Genomic DNA, 21470 nt, shown 5'->3' on the forward strand with positions numbered 1-21470 from the left:
TCTGTGAAAGACGATCTCCAGTCGGCGAAGGCTGCGGGGCTCGCGGAGGAACTCGCGGAGCTCCGTGCGCTGACAACTCAGTTGCGAGCGGAGAACACGCGGTTGCTGCGGCTGTTGGAGCTGACATCGAAACAGGCGGCTCCGCCCGGACCGATTCAGACCGGCTTCTTCGAAGCGCACCCCGGCCCGGTCGACCGGCGATCGGCCCCGGAGGTGAAGGTCGATTTCTTCGCCGCCCTGTTCGCCGCCCGCATCGACATCTACGCCACGCGATGGGAGAACACGCGTACTGGCCAATCTGGTTGGCTGCCGGCGGTGCGTGGTGGGTGGCGCAAAGACGTCCGGCACGAGGACCGCGACTACCTGCCGCTGAGCAAGGACGTGCTGCGCACGCATCTGACCGGTGACATGCATGTCGGGCTGTATCCGCTGGTGGACGGCGACCTGTGCTGGTGGCTGGCGGCCGACTTCGACGGCCCGATGGCGATGCTGGACGCCCTGGCTTACCTGAAGGCCGCCAGGGTGTGGTCGGTGTCGGCCGCGTTGGAAGTGTCGCGCTCAGGTGTGGGCGCCCATGCGTGGGTGTTCTTCACCGCACCCGTGCCCGCGGAGACAGCTCGCCGACTTGGCACCGCCCTCTTGCGGGAGGCGATGGCGGTACGTGGCCGCATGGACCTGGCCAGCTACGACCGGCTCTTCCCGTCCCAGGACGTGCTGCCCTCGGGCGGCGTGGGGAACCTGATCGCCGCACCTTTGCAGGGCAAGGCCCGCCAGGACGGCGCGACGGTATTCCTCGATCTGGCGACCATGGAACCCTGCGATGACCAGTGGGCCTATCTGTCCTCGCTTGGCCGGATGAGCCCTGCTGAGGTCAATCGGGTCGCGCGCCGCGCCGGTGGAATCACTGTCGGCGTCGGCATCGACAAGATCGGTGCTGCGGTCTCGACTCGGATCCGTACTACCGCCTCCGCGATCGTGCGCGCGCGGCTCGACTCGGGAATCCGCCTGGAATCAGGGGAGTTGACCCCAGCGTTGCACGCGACGCTGAAGCACGCGGCATCGATGACAAATCCGGTGTTCTACGAGCGTCAGCGGCTCCGAATGTCCACCTGGGACACAACGCGGTTCCTGCGCAACTACGACGAAACTCTCGACGGCGGGCTCATCCTGCCCCGAGGTCTGCACGACACGGTCGTCTCGCTGGTCGAGCAGGCGGGCAGCCGCCTCGAGGTGATCGACGAGCGGCAGGCCGGCGAGACGCGGGAGTTCACATTTGCCGCTACATTGACCCGTCAGCAGCAAGCCGCCGTAGCCGATCTACGCGAGCATGACCTGGGTGTGCTGGTCGCGCCACCGGGTGCGGGCAAGACCGTGATGGCCTGCGCGGTCATCGCCACCCACGCGATCTCCACGCTCGTGCTGGTCGACCGCAAGACCCTGGCCGACCAATGGCGCACCCGGATCAGCGAACTGCTGGGCGTCAAAGCCGGCCAACTCGGCGGTGGCCGCCGCAAAACCCGCGGCGTGATCGATGTCGTCATGCTGCAAACCCTGGCCCGCATGAACGACATCGAGGAACTCGCCAGCGGCTACGGACTGGTCGTCGTCGACGAGTGCCACCACATCCCCGCCGCCGCGTTCGAGCACGCCGTCAAGCAGATCCCGGCCCGCCGCTGGCTCGGACTCACCGCCACCCCATACCGACGCGATAAGCTCGACGACCTGATCGCACTGCAACTCGGCCCGATCCGGCACACCATCACCCAACCCACCCGCCCTAGCGAGGACAGCGCACCCCAGCTCGAATTGGACACGACCGCGCAGCGTCCGACGCCCGTGCTCCACGTACACGACACCGCCTACCGCTATGCCGGTGACGCCGACCCGACGAAGCCCGGCGGGATGGCGGCCATCTACCGCGACCTCGTCGCCGACGACACCCGCCTCACCCAGATCGTCGACGACGTGATCGCCGCACTGAACCGAGGCCGGCACTGCCTACTGCTCACCCAATGGACCACCCACGTCGAACGGTTCACCGACGAACTCAGGCGACGTTCGCTTGACCCGATCGTGCTGCGCGGCGGCATGAGCGCGACCGCCCGCCGCGACGCCCTCGCCCGCCTCCAGCCTGCGAACGGAATACCGCTGCTGGTCGTCGCCACTGGACCATTCGTCGGCGAAGGATTCGACTGCCCCGCACTGGACACGCTCTTCCTCGCCGCACCGATCGCGTTCAAAGGACGCCTCGTCCAGTACGCGGGTCGGATCCTCCGCGCACACGCTGGCAAGGCCACCGCCGAAGTCCACGACTACCACGACATCAGCACCGGCGTCCTGGCCTCTTCCCTGGCCAAACGCGCGCCCGGCTATGTCAGCCTCGGCTTCCCCGACCCGCGCCGGGCAGCAACACGTTGAGCAGGAGTAGCCGTCGATGAGCAGGCACATTGGGCTGCTCTTGATCAGAATGACCAGGCGACAACGCACACCGTCCACGGGATATACACGATCGACTGTGCGTCCCGCGCGCGCAGTAGTTCAGTCGTAGCGCGTTGGCGTTGCGTGCCGCACTAAGCTACACTGAATCACATCAACCGATCATGATTCAGTCCATGAAGGGTGGCTGCGATGACAATGGGTTCCGGTGTGCCTATTGAGCGTGCCCGCGTTGCTGCGGGCCTCAGTCAGCGCGCCCTTGCGGACGCGACCGGCATCTCGCAGCCCACCTTGTCGCGGATCATCACCGGGGATAGAGCGGCGAAGATGCCGGAGGTGGTCGCGATCGCGTGGGCAACCGGACATACGGTCGCCCAACTCACCGAAGCTGGGACGGTGGCCGACCGCGTGCAGTGCGCCGCCCGCGCCACCAACGACTCCGACATGGACCGCATGCGTGAAGCGCTGCTGCACTTCCTGGAACTGGACAACTACCTGGACGACCAGGCCATCCCCGCCACGGTCTGATGTGGATAGATAATCTTGAGCGCTGAAACTGAAGGTCGTATCGTCGCCGCGCGGTTCCGCCAAGAGCACCACCTGGGTGTGCAGCCGTTGGGTGACCTTGTGGCAGTCATCGAGCAGGCAACCAGGATCGACGTGGCCGTACTCGATGTCGGCCCGGACGAACACGGCCTGACGATGCGGGACCCTGCGCGCGGCGCCGTGTTCATCGGCGTCGCGCGCACCCCGAACCCGATGCGACAACGCAGCACGCTTGCCCACGAACTTGGCCACGTGCTGTTCGAGGACTGGGCTGACAACGGTACGGGCAACTGGAGCGAACGCAGCTCCGCGGAGATTCGAGCCGACGCCTTCGCGCGACACCTGCTCGTACCGGTCGAGGGCTTGCGTGAGTTCCTCGGAGATCAAGAGTTCGTGACCCAAGCCGCCCTCTCTGCGGTCGTTCAGCGATTCTTGGTATCACCCCAGATTGCCGCCATCGCGCTGCACCAAGCCAATTACGTCGATGACGGCACCAAGCAGGAGTGGATGGCGCTGACCGCGCCCCAACTGGCGTCCCGGTTCGGGTGGAGCGATCAGTACCGCGCATTACAGGCCGACTCTAATCAGCGGAGGGCACCGCAACAGTTGCTCGCCCGCGCGATCAGGGGCTACGCGGAGGCGGTGCTGCCTGCGCAAGCCATCGCCACCTTGCGCGGCATCACACTGGAGGCCGCCGAGGCGGACCTGCGTGAGGCAGGTGTCGTGCCCACCGAACAGGAGATCGCGTGGGCCGCTCCGACCGAACTACCCGACGTGCACGTAGATCTGGCGGTTCTGGAAGAGGATCTCAACGCGCCAGATGACAACGGCCAGGTTGCGGCGGCAGAGAGAGATTCAGGATGAGCCACCGGCCGATCATCGACGCCGGCCCCGGCCTGAATTTTCTCTCGATCAACAAAGAGCGCCTCCTCATCGAGATCTTGGGTCCGCTCAGCACCCCGGAGACCGTGCAAGACGAAGTGCTCCGCAAGGCCCGGCAGGATGGGCGCTTCCGCTCCGCGGCAGTGGTCTGGCGAAAGCTGACGCCCAAGTGGGTGCAGATACTTTCCGATGACCAGACACCCGAGCTTGCAGCGGTCGTCCACCGGATCACCCAGCTACCCATGGAAGAGCGGCTGAAACACCCGAAAGATCTGGGCGAGACAATGGTCATCGCGCACGCGGTCGTCGCCGCCGAATCCGGCGAGACAGTGACCGTGCTCATCGACGACGGATCAGGAGCACGGATCGCCACTTCGGAGATCAACCGACTCAGACGGCTCCGGGCCAGCGGTCACGCTGTGGGGGCGATCATGCTTGTGAGCACGCGGGCAATCCTGGAGCGTGCGGCGGCGGACAGCACATTCCAGACAAGGCCACGATGCGCAGCATCTACGACCGGCTGCGCGGTCTCGATGACGGTCTACCGCCGATCGAGAACACCAACCTCCTGGCATCTGTCCACTGGTCCTAGACCTGCGCGCGCCCTCACCCGTGTCCGCTGAACCGGGAGCAGCGACCGGCGCGCCAGCTCCTGATCTTCGCGAGCGTGGTCACCGTGGCACTGAACGTCGCGGACCCGCTCGTTGCCGGCAAGTACGGCAAGGCGGCGTTCGATGCGGTGGCCTACTTCGTCGCGTTGCCTGTGCTGGCGGTCGCGGCGCGGCTGCCGGACACCCTGGTCACCAGCGTCGTGCACGTCGTGGTCGGCGGGTCGCTGGTGTGGCTGTCATGCGGTGTCTCGGATGCCGGCATTCTGCTCGCGCTGGCTTATCGGCTCAGGTCGAGGTCGGTGACGACCTGAGCGTTGCCTTGGGATGCCGGCCACCGCCCGCCGCGACGCCCGGGTCGTCAGGGCTGGGGCGCGACCGTGAACTCCAGTGCCCAGCGGCCGTTCGTCACCGGGGCCGCGTCGCGGAAGGCGAGTCCACAGCCGGTCGCCAGTTCGGTCAGCTCCTCGACGGTCCTTTCCTTGCTGCCGAAGCACATCAGCATGAACAGATCGATCGCGGTGTCGGCACCGTGCCCCCGCACCGGCTCGATCAGCACGACGGACGCGTCCGGTTCGGCGGCGCGACGGCAGCCGGCGAGGATCTCGCGGGCGTGCTCGTCGTCCCAGTCGTGCAGGATGTCGGACAGCAGGTAGGCGTCAGCCCCCGTGGGCAGCGGGTCGAAGAAACTGCCGGGCACGGCGCTCGCCCGGTCGTCGAGTCCGGCGGCCTTCAGCCGTTCGGCGGCGGCCGCGGCCGTCGGCGGCAGGTCGAGGATCCGGCCGCGGACACCCGGATGGGCCCGAAGGATCTCGACGAGCAAGGGGCCGTCGCCGCCACCCACGTCGACGATGTCGGGGAAGCGGCTCCAGTCGAAGTTCCGGGCGATCAGCGGTGCCTGCTCACGGAACCGCCAGTTCATCTGGGCGTCGAACGAGGTCCGCAATTTCGGTTCGGCGTCGAGGTCGGCCCAGAAATCGCGGCCGTACCGGTGCGGATAGGCGGGTGCGCCGCTGGTTATCACTTCGAGGAGATCGACGAATGCGAGTTCGGCGCGGCCCCCGGCGCAGGTGATGTCGAGCAGGGGTTTAAACCCTTCGGGCGCGTCTTCCCGCAGCTGGGCGCCGAGGTCCGTCGGTCGGTAGCGGCTGGATTCCGTGTCCAGGTCGAAAACACCCGCCGCGACCAGGTGATCGAGCAGCCTGCTCAGTGCCGCCGCCGACGTCCCAGTCAGGGACGCGAGCCGTTCCGCCGTCGCTCCGTCCGTTCCCGCGTGTTCCGCCAGGCCGAGCGTCGCGGCCACCCGGACGGCCATCGGGGTGGCCAAATCGGCCAAGGGCATGATCGACCGCTTCGCTGTGGGTTGGTTCATTCCGCAAGCCTATCCAGTCGTGGTTCAGTGGTATAGACCGGTGGTCGGCGCGATACCAGAACCGCGCGGACAAGGGCAAGCGTGCCCGCGGGATTGCCGTGCAACTGCGGAAGTGCCGCACTTGACAGTCGTCTTTCCCGGTCGATCGTGATGAGGTTTGCCGTTTCGGATCGGCTGCTCATATGGTGGCCGAGGCAATCCGCCGAAAAGCCGCCGGCTGTCCGTTCTCACCGGAAGCGGGCAGAGCAATGAATGGACGTGATATCCATTTCTCGTCGAAATCTTGAGTTGCCGAATTGGCCGCAGTACGACGATTCTGAAAAGACCGCTCTCCTGCGTGCTCTCGACCAGGACGGGTGGTGGCGTTTCGGTGGACAGGAGGTGTCGGAGTTCGAAAAGGAGTTCGCCGAGTACCACGGCGCGCGCAGCGCGCTGGCGGTGACGAGCGGAACCCACGCGCTGGAACTTGCCCTCCAGGTCATCGGCGTGGGTCCGGGGACCGAGGTCGTCGTCCCGGCGTTCACCTTCATCTCGTCGTCGCAGGCCGTGCAGCGGCTGGGCGCGGTGGCCGTGCCGGTCGACGTCGATCCGGACACCTACAACATCGACGTCCGAGCGGCCGAGGCCGCGGTGACCGAGAAGACCCGCGCGATCATGCCCGTCCACATGGCGGGTCTGCTCGCCGATCTCGACGCGCTGGGCAAACTGTCCGGCGACGCCGGGGTTCCCCTGGTGCACGACGCCGCGCACGCCCAGGGCGCCGAGTGGCGGGGTGTGCGGCTCGGTGAACTTTCGTCCATCGCTGCTTACAGCTTCCAGAACGGCAAGCTGATGACGGCGGGGGAGGGCGGTGCTCTCACCTTCTCCGATTCGCTGGAGTACGAGACCGCTTTCCTGCGGCACAGCTGCGGCCGTCCGCCGACCGATCGCGCCTACGAGCACAGGATGTCAGGCTCCAACTTCCGGATGAACGAGTTCTCGGCGAGCGTCCTGCGCGCCCAGCTCGCCCGCCTCGGCGGCCAGATCGACGTGCGCGAACAGCGCTGGCCGGTGCTTTCCGCGCTGCTCGCCCGCATTCCGGGTGTCGTCCCGCAGGGAACGGATGACCGGTGCACCCGCAATCCGCATTACATGGCGATGTTCCGGGTGCCGGGGATCACCGTCGAACAGCGACGGCGGCTGGTCGACGAACTCATCGCGCACGGGGTTCCGGCGTTCGCGGCGTTCCGTGCGATCTATCGCACCGACGCCTTCTGGGAAATGGCCGCTCCTGACGAAGACCTCGAAACCATCGCCGCCCGGTGCCCCAACGTCGAGGCGATTTCTGGTGATTGTGTCTGGCTGCACCATCGGACCTTGCTCGGCACCGAGGAACAGATGGCCACGGTCGCGGAAATCGTCGCGGACGTGGTGGCGAAGGTGGCTGTCTCCTGATGTCCGATGAGATCGTGGCCGGCTCCGTCGTGGAATACCGGGCCGCCGGGACCGCGCTGAACGCCGTGGTCTTCGACCTCGACGGCGTTCTCGTGAACTCGTTCGAGGTGATGCGCCTGGCGTTCACCCACGCGTTCCGGGAAGTGGTCGGCGACGGAGAGCCGCCGTTCGAGGTGTACCTGCGCCACCTCGGCGGGTATTTCCCCGAGATCATGCGGAAAATGGGGCTCCCGCTCGACATGGAAGGCCCCTTCGTCCGCGAGAGCTACCGGCTGGCGGATCGGATCGAGCTCTATCCCGGTGTGCGGGAACTGCTCGCCGGACTGCGCGAGCACGGCATTCCGTGTGCGGTCGCGACCGGCAAGGCGGGGGCGCGCGCACGGTCGCTGCTCGACGGGCTCGGTGTGCTGGACCGGTTCGAGCACGTGATCGGCTCGGACGAGGTCGACCGCCCCAAGCCCGCCCCCGACATCGTGCGCAGGGCTCTCGCGTTGATGGACGTCGAAGCGAGCGAAGCCGTGATGATCGGTGACGCCGCCTACGACCTGGAGGCCGCGCGGGCCGCCGGTGTCACCGCGGTGGCGGCCCTGTGGGGAGAGTGCGATCGCGACGTGCTCCTGGCCGCCGGACCGGACGCGAGCCTGGAGAGCGCCGACGAACTCCTCGCGTTCGTCCTCGGGACGAGAAAGTAGGCCCGGATGACGATGACCATCGAGCAGGTGCTCGCCGACGTCGGGACAGCCCGGCTCGTCGTGGACGACGTCGAGTGGTCGGGCGAAAGCCTGCTGCGCGCGGGAACCCTGCTGGCCGCCGAGATCTCCCGGCGGTTCGGGGGCGCGCGGATCCTGGCGACCTCCACCGCGAACCCGGCCCTGATCGTCACCGCGGTGTCCGCAGCCGGCCGGCTGCGCGTCCCCGTGCTGCTGCGTGACCCGGCGGCCAACGGCACGTTCGACGCGGCCGACGTGCTGATCAGCGACAAGCCGTCGTCCGGTCATCCGGTGACGCTCGGCGGAAACCTCGCTTGTCACCTGGAGCGTCGCGTCGAAGAACCCGCGACGGCACTGCCCGCCACCCTGCCGGGGGACTCGATCCTGTTCCAGACCTCGGGGTCGACCGCCGCGCCCAAGGCGGTGGTGAAACCGGTCGACGCCGTTCTCCGTGACGCCGTCCGGATCACGGGCTCGCTGCACGGCGACGGCTCTCCGGACGGAATCGTCTGTGCCGCACCGGTCTTCCACTCCTACGGGTTCACGCACGGGCTGCTCGCCGGACTGCTGGCCGGCGCGAAGACCACCTATCGTGCGCCTTCGTCGCTGCCCCAGTCGCTCGTGAAGGCCGTGGCGCGCACGGGCGCCGGAACACTCGTCGCGCTGCCGAACCACGTCCACATGATCGCTGCGGCCGGCTCGCTCGACTTCACCGGTTTGAGGCAGACGGTGTCGGCCGGTGCCCCGCTGCGGCCGGAAGCAGTGGCCCGAATCTGCCGCGACCACGGTTTCCGCCTCCTCAACGCCTATGGGGCGTCCGAGGTGGGAACGATGGCGATCGCGTCCTTGAAGGAGACGTCGGCGCCGGGGAGCATCGGCACGCCGCTGGACGGTGTCGACGTCCGGATCGGGCCGGGGGAGGGCGAACTGCTCGCCCGGAACGACTCGTTCGCCGCAGGCTATCTCACCGAAGGGGAGATGCGTCCGCTGCCCACCGAGGACGGCTGGTACCGCACCGGTGATCTCGCCGAACGCGATGCGGACGGCCTGCGCATCACCGGACGGCTCGGCGATCTGATCAACATCGCCGGCCGGAAGACCCGCCGCTCTCGGCTGGAGGCCGTCCTTTCGGCGCATCCGGACGTGGTCCAGGTTCAGGTGATCGTCGCCGAAGACAAGGTGCGAGGGGAGTTCCCGGTGGCGAGGGCCGTGGTCGAACCCGGGCACGAGCGCCCGGACCTCCTGGGCTGGAGCCGTGACCGGCTCGACGCCTTCGAGGTGCCGCGGCAGGTCGAGTGGGTGGACCGACTGCCGCAGACCTCGACCGGGAAATTGATCTACGCGCCCCGTACTGAAGACGTAGACCGTTGACGTTGGGAAGGACGAAGCATGTCGAGCATTGATGAGGCCGCGGCCAGAGGCGACGTCGTCGACCTCTGCGAGGCTAAGGAAGAGTTCTACCGCGACCCGCACGCCGTCATGAAATCCCTGCAGGAGGCCGGGCCTGTGCACAAGGTGCGGTTGCCGTTCGACCTGCCCGCCTGGCTGGTCGTCGAGGCCGAGGCGATCCGCGAACTCCTCTTCGAGACGACGCTGGCGGCCGGCCCGCGCTTTCTCGGGGTCGCGCATCCGGACGGCGGCGGCAATTCGACACTGGGGATGCTCACCTGCGACGAGCCGCGGCACGGTCAGCTGCGCCAGACGGTCGCCGGTGCGTTCAAGCCCAAGGTCATCGCGCAGATGGTGCCTCGGCTCGAAGAGATCGCCGACGAACTGCTCGGCAACCTCCACGAGGGCGAAGAAGTCGACATCGTCGAAGCGTTCGCATACCGGTTCGCGCTGGAGATGATCATCGAGATTGTCGGGGTGCCGCTGGTCGACCGCACCCTGTTCCGACACTGGACCAACGAAACCGTGACCGACGGCGACGACTCCGACGCCATCACGGCGGCGCGGGAACATCTGGAGGACGTGCTGCGTCGGACCTTGCGCGACGGTGACGGCAGCAGCCTCGCCGAACGCATGGCGAAGGCGGAGGGACCCGACGGCGCGCCCCCCATGTCCTTCGACGAACTGGTCTCGATGGTGTACCTGCTGCTGATCGCCGGTCACGAGAGTTCGACCAACCTGATCGCCAACACGCTCGTGACCGTGCTCGAATCGGAAGAACTGACCGGCAAGGTCCTGGCCGGGAGCGTGGACTACGAGACCCTCGTCGAGGAATCGCTGCGGTTCGACACGCCGCTGATGATCTCGACGAGCCGGATCACCACTTGCCCGGTGTCGGTCGGCGGGAAGACGATACCCGGCGACGGTGAGATGATCTTCTTCTCGTGGGCGGCGGCAGAGCGGGATTCCTCCACAATGGACAACCCGGACGAGTTCGATCCCCATCGCAAGCGCAGCCGGACGCTGGCCTTCGGTGCCGGTACGCACTACTGCCTCGGTGCGAACCTCGCCCGGCTGGAGGCCGTGGTGGCGTTGAGGGAACTCTTCACGCGGTTCCCCGGTATGCGGCTGTCCAGGCCGCCGAAGCGGTGGGCCAGCACGGTGACCCGCGGGGTCGAAAGCCTGTTCATCCGCCTTTAGGCACGGAGGAGGGAAAGCGATGGTGGACACCGAGAAACGGCCGCTCGGCCGGACCGGGCTGACCGTGTCCCCGGTGACGGTGGGCGCGGCGGGCTGGCGGCATTGGGCGGACGGCTCCGGGCCGACTCGCGCGCGGTCCGCGGAAGTGCTGCGCCGCGTGGTGAGCGACGGCCGGATCACCGTGGTGGACACCTCGAACAACTACGGCGAAGGGGAGAGCGAGCGGCGGATCGGTGGTGTGCTGGCCGAACTCGGCGGCATGCCACCGGGTTTCCTGGTGCAGACCAAGGCGGACCGGCATTTCACCGGCGACTTCTCCGGTGCGCGGATGCGCGAGTCGATCCGGGAAAGCCTGGACCGGCTGGGCCTGGACCGGCTGCCGGTGTGCTACCTCCACGACCCGGAATACGCCGCGCCCGGCGAGCTCCTCGGGCGCGGCGGGGCGGTCGAGGCCTTGCTCGCGGTCAGGGACGAAGGTCTCGTCGAGCATCTCGGTGTCGCCGGTGGCCCGACCCCGCTGCTGTGCGATCTGGTGGCCACCGGTCATTTCGAGGCCCTGATCACCCACAACCGCTGGACGCTGGTGGACCGGTCGGCGGACAAGCTGCTCGACCTGGCAGCCGAACGCGGTCTCGGGGTGTCCAACGCCGCGCCCTACGGCGGTGGGCTGCTGACGGCCTGGCCGCTGGAGCGCAGCCACTACGCCTACCGGGAGGCTCCGCCCGCTCTGCTGGCGGCGGCCGACGGGATCGGGCGGCTGTGCGCCGAAGCGGGCGTGCCGATCGCCGCGGCGGCGCTGCGGTGGTCGCTTCGCGATCCGAGGATCACGTCGACGATCGTCGGCGCGGCGAGTATCGCCAGCTATGAGCGAACACTGGCGTTGAGCGAAGTGGTGATCGAAGACGCGCTGATGGCGGAGATCGAAGCGGTCCCGCTCGATGAAAGCACCTGGCAGGACGGTCCCGCCGCGTGATTCCGAGGGAGGAATGGGATGAGCAACCGGCCACGCGCCCGGGTCACCACCGGGCTGGTCGAGGGTGAAGCACTGGACGGGATCTGCGCCTTCCGGGGTATCCCGTTCGCAGCTCCGCCGGTCGGCGCGAACCGGTTCACCGAGCCCCGGCCGGCGGCGCTTTGGGACGGGGTACGCGATGTCTCCGAGTTCGGCACCGCGCCGCCCGGCCCTCAGGCACCCACGGCCGGCGACGAATGGCTGACCCTGGCGGTCTGGACTCCGGATCCCGGTGCGGGCGGGCTGCCGGTGATCGTCTGGATCACCGGTGGGGCGTATCTGCAGTGCACCACCGCGAATCCGCATTTCGACGGGACGAGGCTCGCCCGTGGCGGCGCCGTGGTGGTCAGCGTCAACTACCGCGTCGGTGCCGAAGGGTGGGCCCATGTCGAGGGCCATCCGGACAATCGCGGGCTGCTCGACCAGGTCGCCGCGCTGCGCTGGGTGAAGGACAACATCGCCGCTTTCGGGGGCGATCCCGGCAACGTCACGGTGTACGGCCAGTCGGCCGGCGCCGGTTCGTGCGCCGCCCTGCTGGTGATGCCGAGGGCGGCAGGGCTGTTCGACCGCGCCGTTCTGCAGAGCCTGCCCGGTACGTATCTCACGCCGGAGCTGGCCGCCGACGTGACCGAGCACATCCGCGCCGAGACGGGCGTAGCGGAGCTCGCCGACGTCGATCCGTCGCGGCTGCTGGCGGCCGTGATGGCGGTCAGCGAACGCATGGACCCGCGGTGGGGTCCCGTCGTCCACACCCCGACCCCGTTCTCCCCGGTGGTCGACGGCGAGATCCTGCCCGTCGCCCCCTGGGAGGGGCTGGCCGCGGGGGCGGCGAACCTGGTCCCGCTGCTGCTCGGTCACACCCGTGACGACGCCAGGATGCTCGCCGCCAGGCTTGGTCCCGCTGAAGACGCCGCGGTGGAGGAGCTGGTCGCCACCCTCGCGCCGACCGTGGACGCGGACCGTTACCGCGCGGAGTTCCCCGGGCTCGACGCGGCCGGGTTGCGGGAAATCGCGCTGGGGGACTGGCTGCTGCGGATGCCGACGCTGCGCCTGGCCGAAGCTGCGCGAGCGGGTGGGGCACCGGTCTGGTTTTCCGAGCTGTGCTGGGGTTACGGGCCGGAGGGCGCCTGCCACATGCTGGACGCGTCACTCGTCTTCGGCACCACCGACGTGTCGGGCGATGTCACGAGCGCGGGTCCCGCCGCGGTCGAACAGCATCGCGTGCTTTCGGAGCTAATGCGCGCCGAGTACCTCGCGTTCGCCGCGACCGGCGATCCCGGCTGGCCCTCCTTCGAACCGCGTGGGCGCGCCACCCGGATCTACGACACCACGCCTTCGGTGCGGCCCTATCCCGAAGAACGGTCCGCCGCTGTCTGGCGTGACCATCGATTCGGTGTCGTGGACCTGGTCCGGACCGACGCCTGATCCCCGGCTCCGAAGTACGTGAAGGCCCCTTTTCTTGCGCTAGGCGTAAGAAAAGGGGCCTTGAACGGTTCGGAGGCCATCGGCAAGTTCTGTTCATGAAGGAATCGGGACACTCGACGTCCCGATTCCTTCATGAACAGAACAAAGGGAAGCTTCAGCCGCCCGATCTCGGAGCACCGGCCGATCGGTAGAGCCGTTCGATGACGTCGATCGTCCGGATCACTTCGGCGGTGGCCGCGCCCCGCTGTGCCGGATCGCTGAGCAGCGCCGGGAGATGGTCGAGCTGGCGGCGGTATTCCGTACCGCGGGCCTCTCGCACCGTCTCGATCGTCTTGGCCCGCCCGTCGCGGTGGAGCACCAGGGAACTGTCCACGCCGTTCGGGCTGAGACCGAAGGTGCAGGTCAGCTCGGCACGGGCGTCGGCCCCCTCGAGGACGACGCGGGTCACATCGCGCGCGGCGTGCGAGGCCCAGGCCGCGCTGACGCCGAACAGCGGCCCCCCGTCCAGCGCCAGGACGCCGCGAACGGTGTCCTCGACGTCCTTCGGCGCGATCTCGCGCAACGGACCATCGGGTGAGTCGCCCCGCCACGTCGCTTCGGCGCCGGCCCGCGCGAGGAAATCCGTCGACACGGCGCCGATCGTGTGCGTCACCCGCGGCCACGAAAGCATCCGCATGCCGAGGGTGATCAGGTGCCAGCCCAGGTCGACGAGCGCCCCGCCACCCGCCCGGCGGCGTTCGGTGAACCAGCTGCCGGGGGCGGGAACGCCGGCGGCCCGGATCCACGACAGGTCCACCGAACGGAGCGGGCCGAGGTCCGGTAGGAGCTCGCGCAGGGCCACGACGTCCGCGCGGTACCAGGCCGCGGTTCCCGAGAGCATGCGCGCCCCGCCCGTCCGCTCCGCGGCCGCCAGCGCCGCCGCCTCCTCCGGGCTCACGCAGACCGGCTTCTCGACGAAGGTGGGGATTCCCCGCTCCAGCAACGGGATCGCGGTGGAAGCGTGCAGGTGGTTGGGCGTCGCGACCACGGCCAAGTCCACCTCGTCCGCCCCGAGCTCGCCGGGATCGCGCAGCGACCGTGCAGCCGGGAACCGGTCCGCGGCCCAAGCGGTGGCGGCCGGGTCCAGGTCGTGCACGGCGACGACGGTGAACCCCGGATGGTCCAGGATTCTCGGTGCCCAGAGCTTGCGGACGGCCCAGCCGAGGCCGATGAGAGCGAGGCGAACCTCCATGGTGTCCCTTCCCTGAGAAGCGTTCTCGTCCGGCCTGGTCAGCGCGGCCTGCCGCCCAGCAGGACGATGCTTTCCGCCAGCGAGCCGATCGAGCCCGCGCTTTCGATCGCGTGGTCCTGATCGGCAAGGTCGACGCCGAATGCGTCCTCGGCCTTGGCAAGCAGCTGGACGATGGCGATCGAGTCGAACCCGGCGAAGTCCGTGAGCGAGGTGTCGTCGTCGAGCGCGGACTCATCGCAGCCGGGCACCAGCTCCACCACCCACGCGGTCAGCCGCCGCGCGACCGCGGCACGATCGGCGGGTTCCGTCTCGTTGATCATCTGAGGCCTCTCAGTCGGTTTCGGTGGCTTGGGAAAGGGCGAGCTTGAACGCTTCGACGGCGGGGACGTCCCGGTGCTCCGAGAGCTGCGCCAGCGCGAAGTGCTCCATAGCGAGGAGGACCTCCTTAGGCTCGGCGAACGGCAAGAAGCACCGGTCGAGCATCAGCTGGGGGGCGGGGCCGCCCTCGCCGTTGCGGATCTCGACGTGGAATTTGTCGTCGTAGTAGTGCAGAACCTGCGGCGGCCCGACGATGGTCCTCGGTCGGAGCGCGTGGATCTCGAGATCGGACAGCAGTTTCTGCGGCCTTCTGGTGACCGCGGTGTCACGGAAGTCGTTGTGCATGGCGTCGAATTTGCCCGGCGGAATGACCTCCGCCAGCTGTTCCATGCGGTACCGGCCCATCGAGTAACCGCGGATGCTCGCGGCCATGGTGCGCCGGACGACCTCGTCGAAGACCGCGTCGCCGATCTCCACATCGAAGGCGCCCGACTGTGCCATGTTGCCGATATAGCGCTTTTCGGCCTCGGTGAACCGGTTGGAGATCATGCAGCGGATCGCGCTGTCGGACCGGCCCGAAAGCATCGAGACTACCGTCGCCGACATCGCCGCGTAGACGGCGGGCGAAGTGACCTTGTTCTGGACGGCGATCCGGTCGAACGCGGCGCCGAGCGCGGGCGAGCACATGGCGACGCGCACCCAGCGCGGCTCGCGGTCGGCGGATGGCGCCGTCGGGAAGTTCGTCACGTCGACCCGTTCCCCGAACCGCCGCCACCGCTCGATCGTGCGTTCGTTCCGCAAGACCCCGCTCGGGCCGGTCTCCTCCAGCGCCTGCGCCACGGGGGTCAGTGGCGGTCGGTCTTCACCGTAGTGGCCGTCGCCCGCCAGCCGCGCGGTGAACTCCTCGTGGAGACGGTTGCGCGCCAGGCCGTCGATGGACAGATGCGACACGACGACCAGGAGCCAGGCCGGGCGCTGTCCGAAGTGGACGACGCCGAACCGGGCGGGGAGCCCGCGGTCGACGTCGAACGAGTGGTCGGCGAACCGGGCGAGCAGGTCGTCGAGGGGCTCCTCCGGGTCGTGGTCCAGCCGGACCTCGTACTCGCCGGAGCCGAGCACCTCCTGCCTGCCCGCCCCGTCGGCCGCGTCGAAGTACCGGGTCCGCAGCGATTCGTGCCGCACGACGACGTCGCGGATCACGGCGAGGACGTCGTCGAGCGCGAGGCCTTCCGGGATCTCGACCCGGCAACTGACGTTCAGGTAGGCGTCGTGCGGATGGAACATCTTGACCGCGCCCCAGATCCCGAACTGGGACCAGGTCATCGGCGCGACGGCGCCTGCCAGGCCGGAGAACCGGACCGTCGCCGGCGTGGGAGACGAGGTAGTCATTTGCGGGTCGACCTCCTGGTGGGATCTCAGATGGTGGTGAGGACGTCCGTGAACCGTGCGACGAGCGCGCTGGCCTGACCGGGATTGAGGCGGGGATCGCAGGCCGATCGGTACCGGGCGTGCGGCGGCCCGGTCGCCAGCTCCGCGCCGTCGTCCACGCATTCGCTCACGTCGTCGGGGGTGATCTCCAGGTGCAGCCCGCCCGGATACCGCCCGTGCCGGTGGAGCACGGCGCAGAACTGCTCGACCTCGTCGGCCAGCCTGCTCAACACCCTGGTTTTGAGCCCCTGGGCGGAGCGGACCGTGTTGCCGTGCATGGGATCGCTGAGCCAGACCACGTTCGCCGCGTGGTCGTCGAGCCCCCGCACGATCGGCGGCAGCCGCTCGCCGATCGTGTCGGCGCCCATCCGGACGATCAGGCTCAGCCGTCCCGGCGGGCGGTTCCACGTCAGCCGTTCGACCAGGGCCAGCACTTCGGCCGGGTCGGCGTCCGGTCCGACCTTGACCCCGATGGGATTGACGATCCCGTCGGCGAAGGCGATATGCGGCCCGTCCACCGCGCGGGTGCGTTCGCCGATCCAGACCATGTGCGCCGACGACGCGTAGACCTCGTCCCGGACGGGGTCCGTACGCCTCAAAGCGTGCTCGTAGTCCAGAAGCAGCGCTTCGTGGCTGGTGTACACCACCGGGCCGGACGCGAGGGTCTGCAGCCCCCGCGCGGCGTGCGCGTAGGCCAGCAGCAGCCTGCGCGGGTCGGGGCGCCTGCCCTCCGCGGTCGGGGCCAGGTCGTTGACCGCGTCACCGAGATAGACCGGGACCTCGACGTCACCGGCGCCGAGCTCCGCCTGGTGTGACCGCGGTTTGGCGTACTGGCCAGCCATCCGCCCGATCAGGACCGGCGTCCGGCCCGTGCGGTGCAGGTGCTCGCCGAGCCCGGCTAGCTGCGCGGTCTTGGCGCGGATCGTCTGCGGCGCCGAGTCGCTGAACAGTTCGGCGCAGTCACCCGCCTGCAGCACGACGCGTTCCCCGCGCGTGACGGCCGCGAGTTCGCCGGAGAGGCGGGCACACTCCTCCGCCTCCACCAGCGGCGGCAGCCTGCGCACCAGCTCGACCGTGTCGCGCAGAACCTCCGGTTCCGGCCAAGCGGGCTGGTGCGCCGCGCCGATGAAGTCCGATACCGCGGTCACGATCCTCCTCTCCGCACCTCGCCGGAGAACTTCATGGTGAGCACGCCTTCGACCTCCAGGAGCAGTTCGCCACGGCAGATGTCCACGTTGAACAGCTCGAGCGGCACCAGCGGCCCGACCTCCTCGCGGAGTCTTCGCCGGACGTGCGGTATATCGCTTTCGTGGCGCACGTAGGCCTTGAGCATGGAGAACGAATCGATTTCCACCTTGCCGTCGGTCTTCTCCGATACGTTCGCGAGGAGGATCCGAATGTTCTCGAGGGTCGTATCGCACTGTCCGTCGAGATCACCGACATGCGTCGACCGGTGCCCGATGATGCTCGCCGTGCCGGACAGGAACAGTTTCTCCGACGACGGCAGCAAGGTGGCGCGGGCGAAGCTCGGCGAGCGTGGGCCGTATTCCCGGGGATAGCGGTGAGCGGGTACCTGCCGTGGGTTTTCGAAATGGATGGGCGCGCCGGACCGCTCGGCGATGAAGTAGACAGCCACGCCGTCGCCGCGTGAGCCGATCCCGGTGGCGGCGGGCAGGCCGGCGGACATGTCCGTGCCCGCCTCTTCGAACCCTTCGGCTCGTCCTTGGCAGAAGCCTCGGTAGACCTCCATGCCGTCGGCATTGGTGTGGTTGATGTCGGCGATGTGGTTCCACATGCGGACGAGGTAGGGATATCCGAGGTCGTGGAGCAGCGCCATCATCCGGCGGTAGACCGACCTGGTCGCCTCACGGTAGGTCTCCGCGGCGGGTAGCCGGAACGCGCCGAACAGATGCACGCCGTCATGACCGTAGACGATCCCGTCACGAACGCCGCTCGTCACCTCGAAAGCGCTCGTCCACACTTCGCGAACAGGTTTTTCCCGCCGTTCGCGCATCGCTATTCCGACCGTCGGGTGGCCCGCGGACAAATCCGGATTCCGGGATTGTCCGCCGAATTCGACGACGCCCAGTATTCCGCCGTAGTCCCGCAGAGGCTCGTCCGTAGAAACGGCAACATCGATCATCGGCGTCACTTTCGTCACAAGCATCTCACAGTGGCTTGTCGGAGCATTGCGAATGGTTCCGCTCCGCGAGTGAGAAGACCATCTCGCAGAACATTGTGCAGTGCAAATTTCGCTCGTCGTCGAGAAAGACGCGGCACGAACCGCGGATTCGGCCGGTCCTCAGGGGACCCGGTCCAAAAGGGCTTGCGCGGCGAGACGATAGCCGAGCGCGCCGAGACCGGCGATCACGCCACTTGCCAGCGGGGCGATCACCGACTCGTGCCGGAACCGTTCGCGGGCCCACACGTTCGACAGGTGCACTTCTATCCACGGCCGGGGATAGGCGGCGAGTGCGTCCCGCAGACTCCATCCGGCGATCATCAGCGCGCCGGGGTTCACGATCGCCCCGACCGTCCCGTACGCCTCCTGCACGGACCGCACCATCGCGCCCTCGCAGTCGTGCTGGACCGGGACCACCCGCCAGCCTCGCTCGGCCACTTCCTTCTCGACGGCGGCCTGGATGTCCGCCAGCGTGTCGGTGCCGTAGATCTCGGGTTCCCGCCGACCCAGGATGCCGAGGTTCGGTCCGTTGAGCAGAAGCAGTTCTTCCACGGTCACCTCACCGTCTGCGGTTTCGCGCGGAGCCTGCCGATTTCCCCGCCGTCGGGCCGGGTGCCCTGCAGGTGCTCGTTGAACATGGTCCCGTCGTCGCGGGTGGCCGGTGGCCGGGAATGGTTCAGATGGGCCATGACGAGGTCGCCGCGCCCGGTCCGGCCGTGCGCCGCCGCGAGCTCGTGGAACGCGTTGTCCTCGCCGCCCCAGCCCGCGTAGCGCTCGTCGTGACCGCCGATCGCGAGATAGAAATCGCGTCGTACGGCGAAACAGCCGCCGAAAAGGCCGTCGATGCTCAGACCCCGGGCGGCCGACCCGTCGATCCGGTAGGCGTCATTCGCTCCGGTGATGGCCGCGATGGTGCGCGTCGTCGACACCTCGTCCATCCAGGTCACGCGGCGATAGGGAACGAACATGTCGACGTCGTCCAGCCCCCGGAGCATCGCGTCCAGGACGTACCGGTCGACGAGCAGGTCCGCGTCGAGTACGCAGATCCGCTCGTGCGCGGACCTGAGCACCCCGGCGTTGACGCTCCACGATTTGTTGTAAGGACCGCTGTCTGCCACGAGGATGTGCGAGTCGTAGAGGGTTCGCGGGACGTCGCGCAGTCGGGTGTCGGAGTCCTGCTCGACGAGGGTCACTTCGATGTCGGGCGCTTCGCGGGCGGCGTCTCGCAACGCACGCAGGGCGATCGCGAGGTTCCGTGTCCTGTCTTCGGTCGACGCGCGGAACGGCACGATCACCGTCATGGCGTCTCGGCCGGTCACCGGCGGGGTGGCGGGGTCCGCGACGAACGCCCCGGTCGCCGTCCCGTGTCCGGGGGAAAGCCTGGTGCGGAAGACCAGCTGGTCGATTTCCCGGAACGACGCGGTCAGGCTGGGGTGGGCGCCGACGCCCGCCAGCAGCAGCTCCAGCCGGTCGAGCGCGACGCGGTCTCCCTCCTCTGCGGCGGCCGCCATCGCCGCGGCCTCCACCTCGGTCCGCTCGCCGGGGGACAACGAAGCGAGCCCTGCGTCGACGGCGCTTTCGAGGAGTGCGCGTTCGGACAACCAGCTGCGGTCGTTGAGCCGCCGTCGTGGATAGGCGAGCAGGACGAGGGCTTCGGTGAGATCGCGTGCCGTGGCGGTACCGGCCGGCCTCGGCGCAGTTCTTCCTGTCATTTGATCCCATCTTCGATTCGAAGTTCCGGCCCTTACCGGCGTGCTGGACCTGCCGGGCAGGGAACCCCGAGGCGAGATTCGAATTACCTTCGCGTTTCGGGGAAAGTCGATCTGCGGGACGTTTCGCGCAATGCCGACGACCGGTGGTGGTGTTCTCCTTCTACCAGCAGTACAGGCCCGGCCCAACCGTGCGGCCGCCCGGGCAACTGCCGCGAGTCCGCAGTTGAAGACCGACGCTCCCTCATGCAGGGGGCGTGGAACAGGCCTTTTCGTGACTACCCTGCGTAAAGGACCGGGGCAGAGGGAGGTCCAGACCAAATTTCCGCAACTGCTTGATCATGGTGGATGGCGCACGGTAAGGTGCGAAATGCGACATCAACTGTTCTGACTGGGGGAACACTGATAGTGCATTCGTATGTTGATGAATGGGTGCAGTCGTCCGAATCGAAGGCTGCGGAAGAGAGACCAGAGACCGTACAGTCTGCCGTTGTCGATATAAAATCACTGCTTCCCGGGGAATCCCTCCGGCTTTCGGGTGAAGACCTCGACTACGTCAGTATGCTTGCCGAACTCGACCAGAAACTGCCGCCGATTCTCGTCCACCGGCAGACCGGAAAAGTGATCGATGGGATGCATCGCCTCCGCGCGGCAGAGCTGCGAGGCGATTCCACCATCGAGGTCACCTTCTACGACGGAGGATCCGAATCCGCGTTCGTCCACGCGGTGGAAGTGAATACCAAGCACGGCCTTCCGCTGACCAAGGCCGATCGTGAGTCGGCCGCGGAAAGAATCATCAGATTCTTCCCGCACTGGTCGGATCGCTCGATTTCGAAGATCGCCGGGTTGTCGGCGAAGAAGATCAGTTCCATCCGGGGCAAGGTGTCTCCGGATTCCGGAAACGCCAGGGCGGTGCGTATCGGGAAGGACGGCCGTGCGCGTCCGCTCGACAGTTCCGCGGGGCGGCTTCGTGCGGCCGAGTTGATCTCGGAGCGTCCGGACGCCTCGCTCAGCGAGGTCGCGAGGTCGTCGGGGATCGCCGTCGGCACCGTCCGCGACGTGCGGGACCGGCTCAGGCGCGGCGAGGATCCGATCCCGAAGGCGTACAGCAAGAATTCGCCCGAAGCGGATAAGACGGCCTCGGCCGAGGAACGCCGGATCGCTGGCGCGGTGGCCGCCGCGGCGGAGGCGTTGCAGGCAAAGCTCGGATCCGTCAGCGCGCTGCAGGCCCTGGAGCGCGATCCGTCGCTGCGGCTCAGCATCACCGGCAGGCGGATTCTCCGCTTGATCGGCGCGACGCATTCGATGTCGGCGCATCTGAACGGCCTGGTCGACTTCCTTCCCTCACATTGCACGAACGTCGTCGCCGACCTCGCCCGGAATTGCGCCGAGACCTGGGAACTGCTCGCCGGTGAGTTGGAGAAGCGCTGCGACACCCAGCTTGAGGCCAACGGATAGCCGAACGTCGCCTCGCGGCGGCCCGGGTGCCGGCTCCCGCCGATACCCGGGCCGACGGTGCCTTCCACCTGTCAAACCGTTGTCCGCCCATGCCTGAAACTGCGCGGCGGCGGGGCTTCGCACGTGAACT

Annotated in this window: 20 protein-coding genes; 12 read left to right on the forward strand and 8 right to left on the reverse strand. The window is 68.0% G+C overall.

Going from position 1 to position 21470, the window contains the following annotated elements; all coding sequences use genetic code 11:
* Positions 1-3 precede the first annotated feature (3 nt).
* From AC069I_RS32935 to AC069I_RS32955, 5 genes are all read left to right on the forward strand, one after another.
* Entirely contained in the window at positions 4-2418 is a 2415-nt protein-coding gene (locus tag AC069I_RS32935) for a TOTE conflict system archaeo-eukaryotic primase domain-containing protein (protein ID WP_478267153.1), read from the forward strand.
* Between the two features lie 210 nt (positions 2419-2628).
* Positions 2629-2964, forward strand: coding sequence for a helix-turn-helix domain-containing protein (locus AC069I_RS32940; protein WP_478229104.1), 336 nt, complete (start codon positions 2629-2631; stop codon positions 2962-2964).
* A gap of 15 nt (positions 2965-2979) precedes the next feature.
* A complete protein-coding gene (locus tag AC069I_RS32945) occupies positions 2980-3846 on the forward strand; it encodes an ImmA/IrrE family metallo-endopeptidase (protein WP_478267154.1) in 867 nt (288 codons plus the stop codon).
* Positions 3843-4487, forward strand: coding sequence for a PIN domain-containing protein (locus AC069I_RS32950; protein ID WP_478267155.1), 645 nt, complete (start codon positions 3843-3845; stop codon positions 4485-4487). Before AC069I_RS32945 ends, AC069I_RS32950 begins: the two co-directional genes overlap by 4 nt.
* 44 nt (positions 4488-4531) lie before the next feature.
* Positions 4532-4786 carry a hypothetical protein gene (locus tag AC069I_RS32955; protein WP_478267156.1) on the forward strand — a complete coding sequence of 85 codons (255 nt, stop codon included), beginning with the start codon at positions 4532-4534 and terminating at the stop codon, positions 4784-4786.
* Positions 4787-4833: 47 nt separating this feature from the next.
* Here the strand turns inward: AC069I_RS32955 and AC069I_RS32960 are convergent, their stop codons facing one another.
* The gene (locus AC069I_RS32960) at positions 4834-5844 is read right to left on the reverse strand and encodes a methyltransferase (protein ID WP_478267157.1); all 1011 of its coding nucleotides are present in this window, start codon (positions 5842-5844) and stop codon (positions 4834-4836) included.
* A 252-nt stretch (positions 5845-6096) separates the two neighbouring features.
* Here AC069I_RS32960 and AC069I_RS32965 point away from each other — a divergent pair, with 252 nt between their 5' ends.
* The 6 genes from AC069I_RS32965 to AC069I_RS32990 are packed head-to-tail and all read left to right on the forward strand — an operon-like array spanning position 6097 to position 13014.
* Entirely contained in the window at positions 6097-7278 is a 1182-nt protein-coding gene (locus AC069I_RS32965; protein ID WP_478229108.1) for a DegT/DnrJ/EryC1/StrS family aminotransferase, read from the forward strand.
* Positions 7278-7970, forward strand: coding sequence for an HAD-IA family hydrolase (locus tag AC069I_RS32970; protein ID WP_478229109.1), 693 nt, complete (start codon positions 7278-7280; stop codon positions 7968-7970). Before AC069I_RS32965 ends, AC069I_RS32970 begins: the two co-directional genes overlap by 1 nt.
* Positions 7971-7976: 6 nt before the next feature.
* Positions 7977-9359, forward strand: coding sequence for a class I adenylate-forming enzyme family protein (locus AC069I_RS32975; RefSeq protein WP_478229110.1), 1383 nt, complete (start codon positions 7977-7979; stop codon positions 9357-9359).
* Between the two features lie 18 nt (positions 9360-9377).
* The gene (locus AC069I_RS32980; RefSeq protein WP_478267158.1) at positions 9378-10577 is read left to right on the forward strand and encodes a cytochrome P450; all 1200 of its coding nucleotides are present in this window, start codon (positions 9378-9380) and stop codon (positions 10575-10577) included.
* 19 nt (positions 10578-10596) lie between these two features.
* Positions 10597-11550: an aldo/keto reductase gene (locus AC069I_RS32985; protein ID WP_478229112.1), complete on the forward strand. Its 954-nt coding sequence runs from the start codon at positions 10597-10599 to the stop codon at positions 11548-11550.
* Positions 11551-11568: 18 nt separating this feature from the next.
* On the forward strand, positions 11569-13014 hold the full coding sequence (locus tag AC069I_RS32990) for a carboxylesterase/lipase family protein (protein WP_478267159.1): 1446 nt from the start codon (positions 11569-11571) through the stop codon (positions 13012-13014).
* Positions 13015-13168: 154 nt separating this feature from the next.
* Here AC069I_RS32990 and AC069I_RS32995 read toward each other — a convergent pair whose 3' ends face one another.
* From AC069I_RS32995 to AC069I_RS33025, 7 genes are all read right to left on the reverse strand, one after another.
* Positions 13169-14245 (reverse strand): Gfo/Idh/MocA family protein, encoded by a 1077-nt coding sequence (locus AC069I_RS32995; RefSeq protein ID WP_478229114.1) that lies wholly within the window; start codon positions 14243-14245, stop codon positions 13169-13171.
* Positions 14246-14283: 38 nt separating this feature from the next.
* Positions 14284-14565, reverse strand: a complete 282-nt coding sequence (locus AC069I_RS33000; RefSeq protein ID WP_478229115.1) for an acyl carrier protein — start codon at positions 14563-14565, stop codon at positions 14284-14286.
* Positions 14566-14575: 10 nt separating this feature from the next.
* Positions 14576-15952 (reverse strand): condensation domain-containing protein, encoded by a 1377-nt coding sequence (locus AC069I_RS33005; protein WP_478229116.1) that lies wholly within the window; start codon positions 15950-15952, stop codon positions 14576-14578.
* Between the two features lie 26 nt (positions 15953-15978).
* On the reverse strand, positions 15979-17139 hold the full coding sequence (locus tag AC069I_RS33010) for a 3-deoxy-7-phosphoheptulonate synthase (RefSeq protein WP_478229117.1): 1161 nt from the start codon (positions 17137-17139) through the stop codon (positions 15979-15981).
* Entirely contained in the window at positions 17136-18134 is a 999-nt protein-coding gene (locus AC069I_RS33015) for an FkbO/Hyg5 family chorismatase (RefSeq protein WP_478229118.1), read from the reverse strand. The genes AC069I_RS33010 and AC069I_RS33015 overlap by 4 nt, the downstream gene beginning before the upstream one ends.
* 159 nt (positions 18135-18293) lie before the next feature.
* The gene (locus tag AC069I_RS33020; RefSeq protein ID WP_478229119.1) at positions 18294-18725 is read right to left on the reverse strand and encodes a type II 3-dehydroquinate dehydratase; all 432 of its coding nucleotides are present in this window, start codon (positions 18723-18725) and stop codon (positions 18294-18296) included.
* A gap of 2 nt (positions 18726-18727) precedes the next feature.
* Positions 18728-19885, reverse strand: coding sequence for a galactosyltransferase-related protein (locus tag AC069I_RS33025; RefSeq protein ID WP_478229120.1), 1158 nt, complete (start codon positions 19883-19885; stop codon positions 18728-18730).
* A 345-nt stretch (positions 19886-20230) separates the two neighbouring features.
* Between AC069I_RS33025 and AC069I_RS33030 the strand changes: the two genes are divergently transcribed.
* Positions 20231-21340 (forward strand): ParB/RepB/Spo0J family partition protein, encoded by a 1110-nt coding sequence (locus tag AC069I_RS33030; RefSeq protein WP_478267160.1) that lies wholly within the window; start codon positions 20231-20233, stop codon positions 21338-21340.
* Positions 21341-21470 lie beyond the last annotated feature (130 nt).

This window comes from Amycolatopsis sp. NPDC043885 (assembly GCF_056435685.1).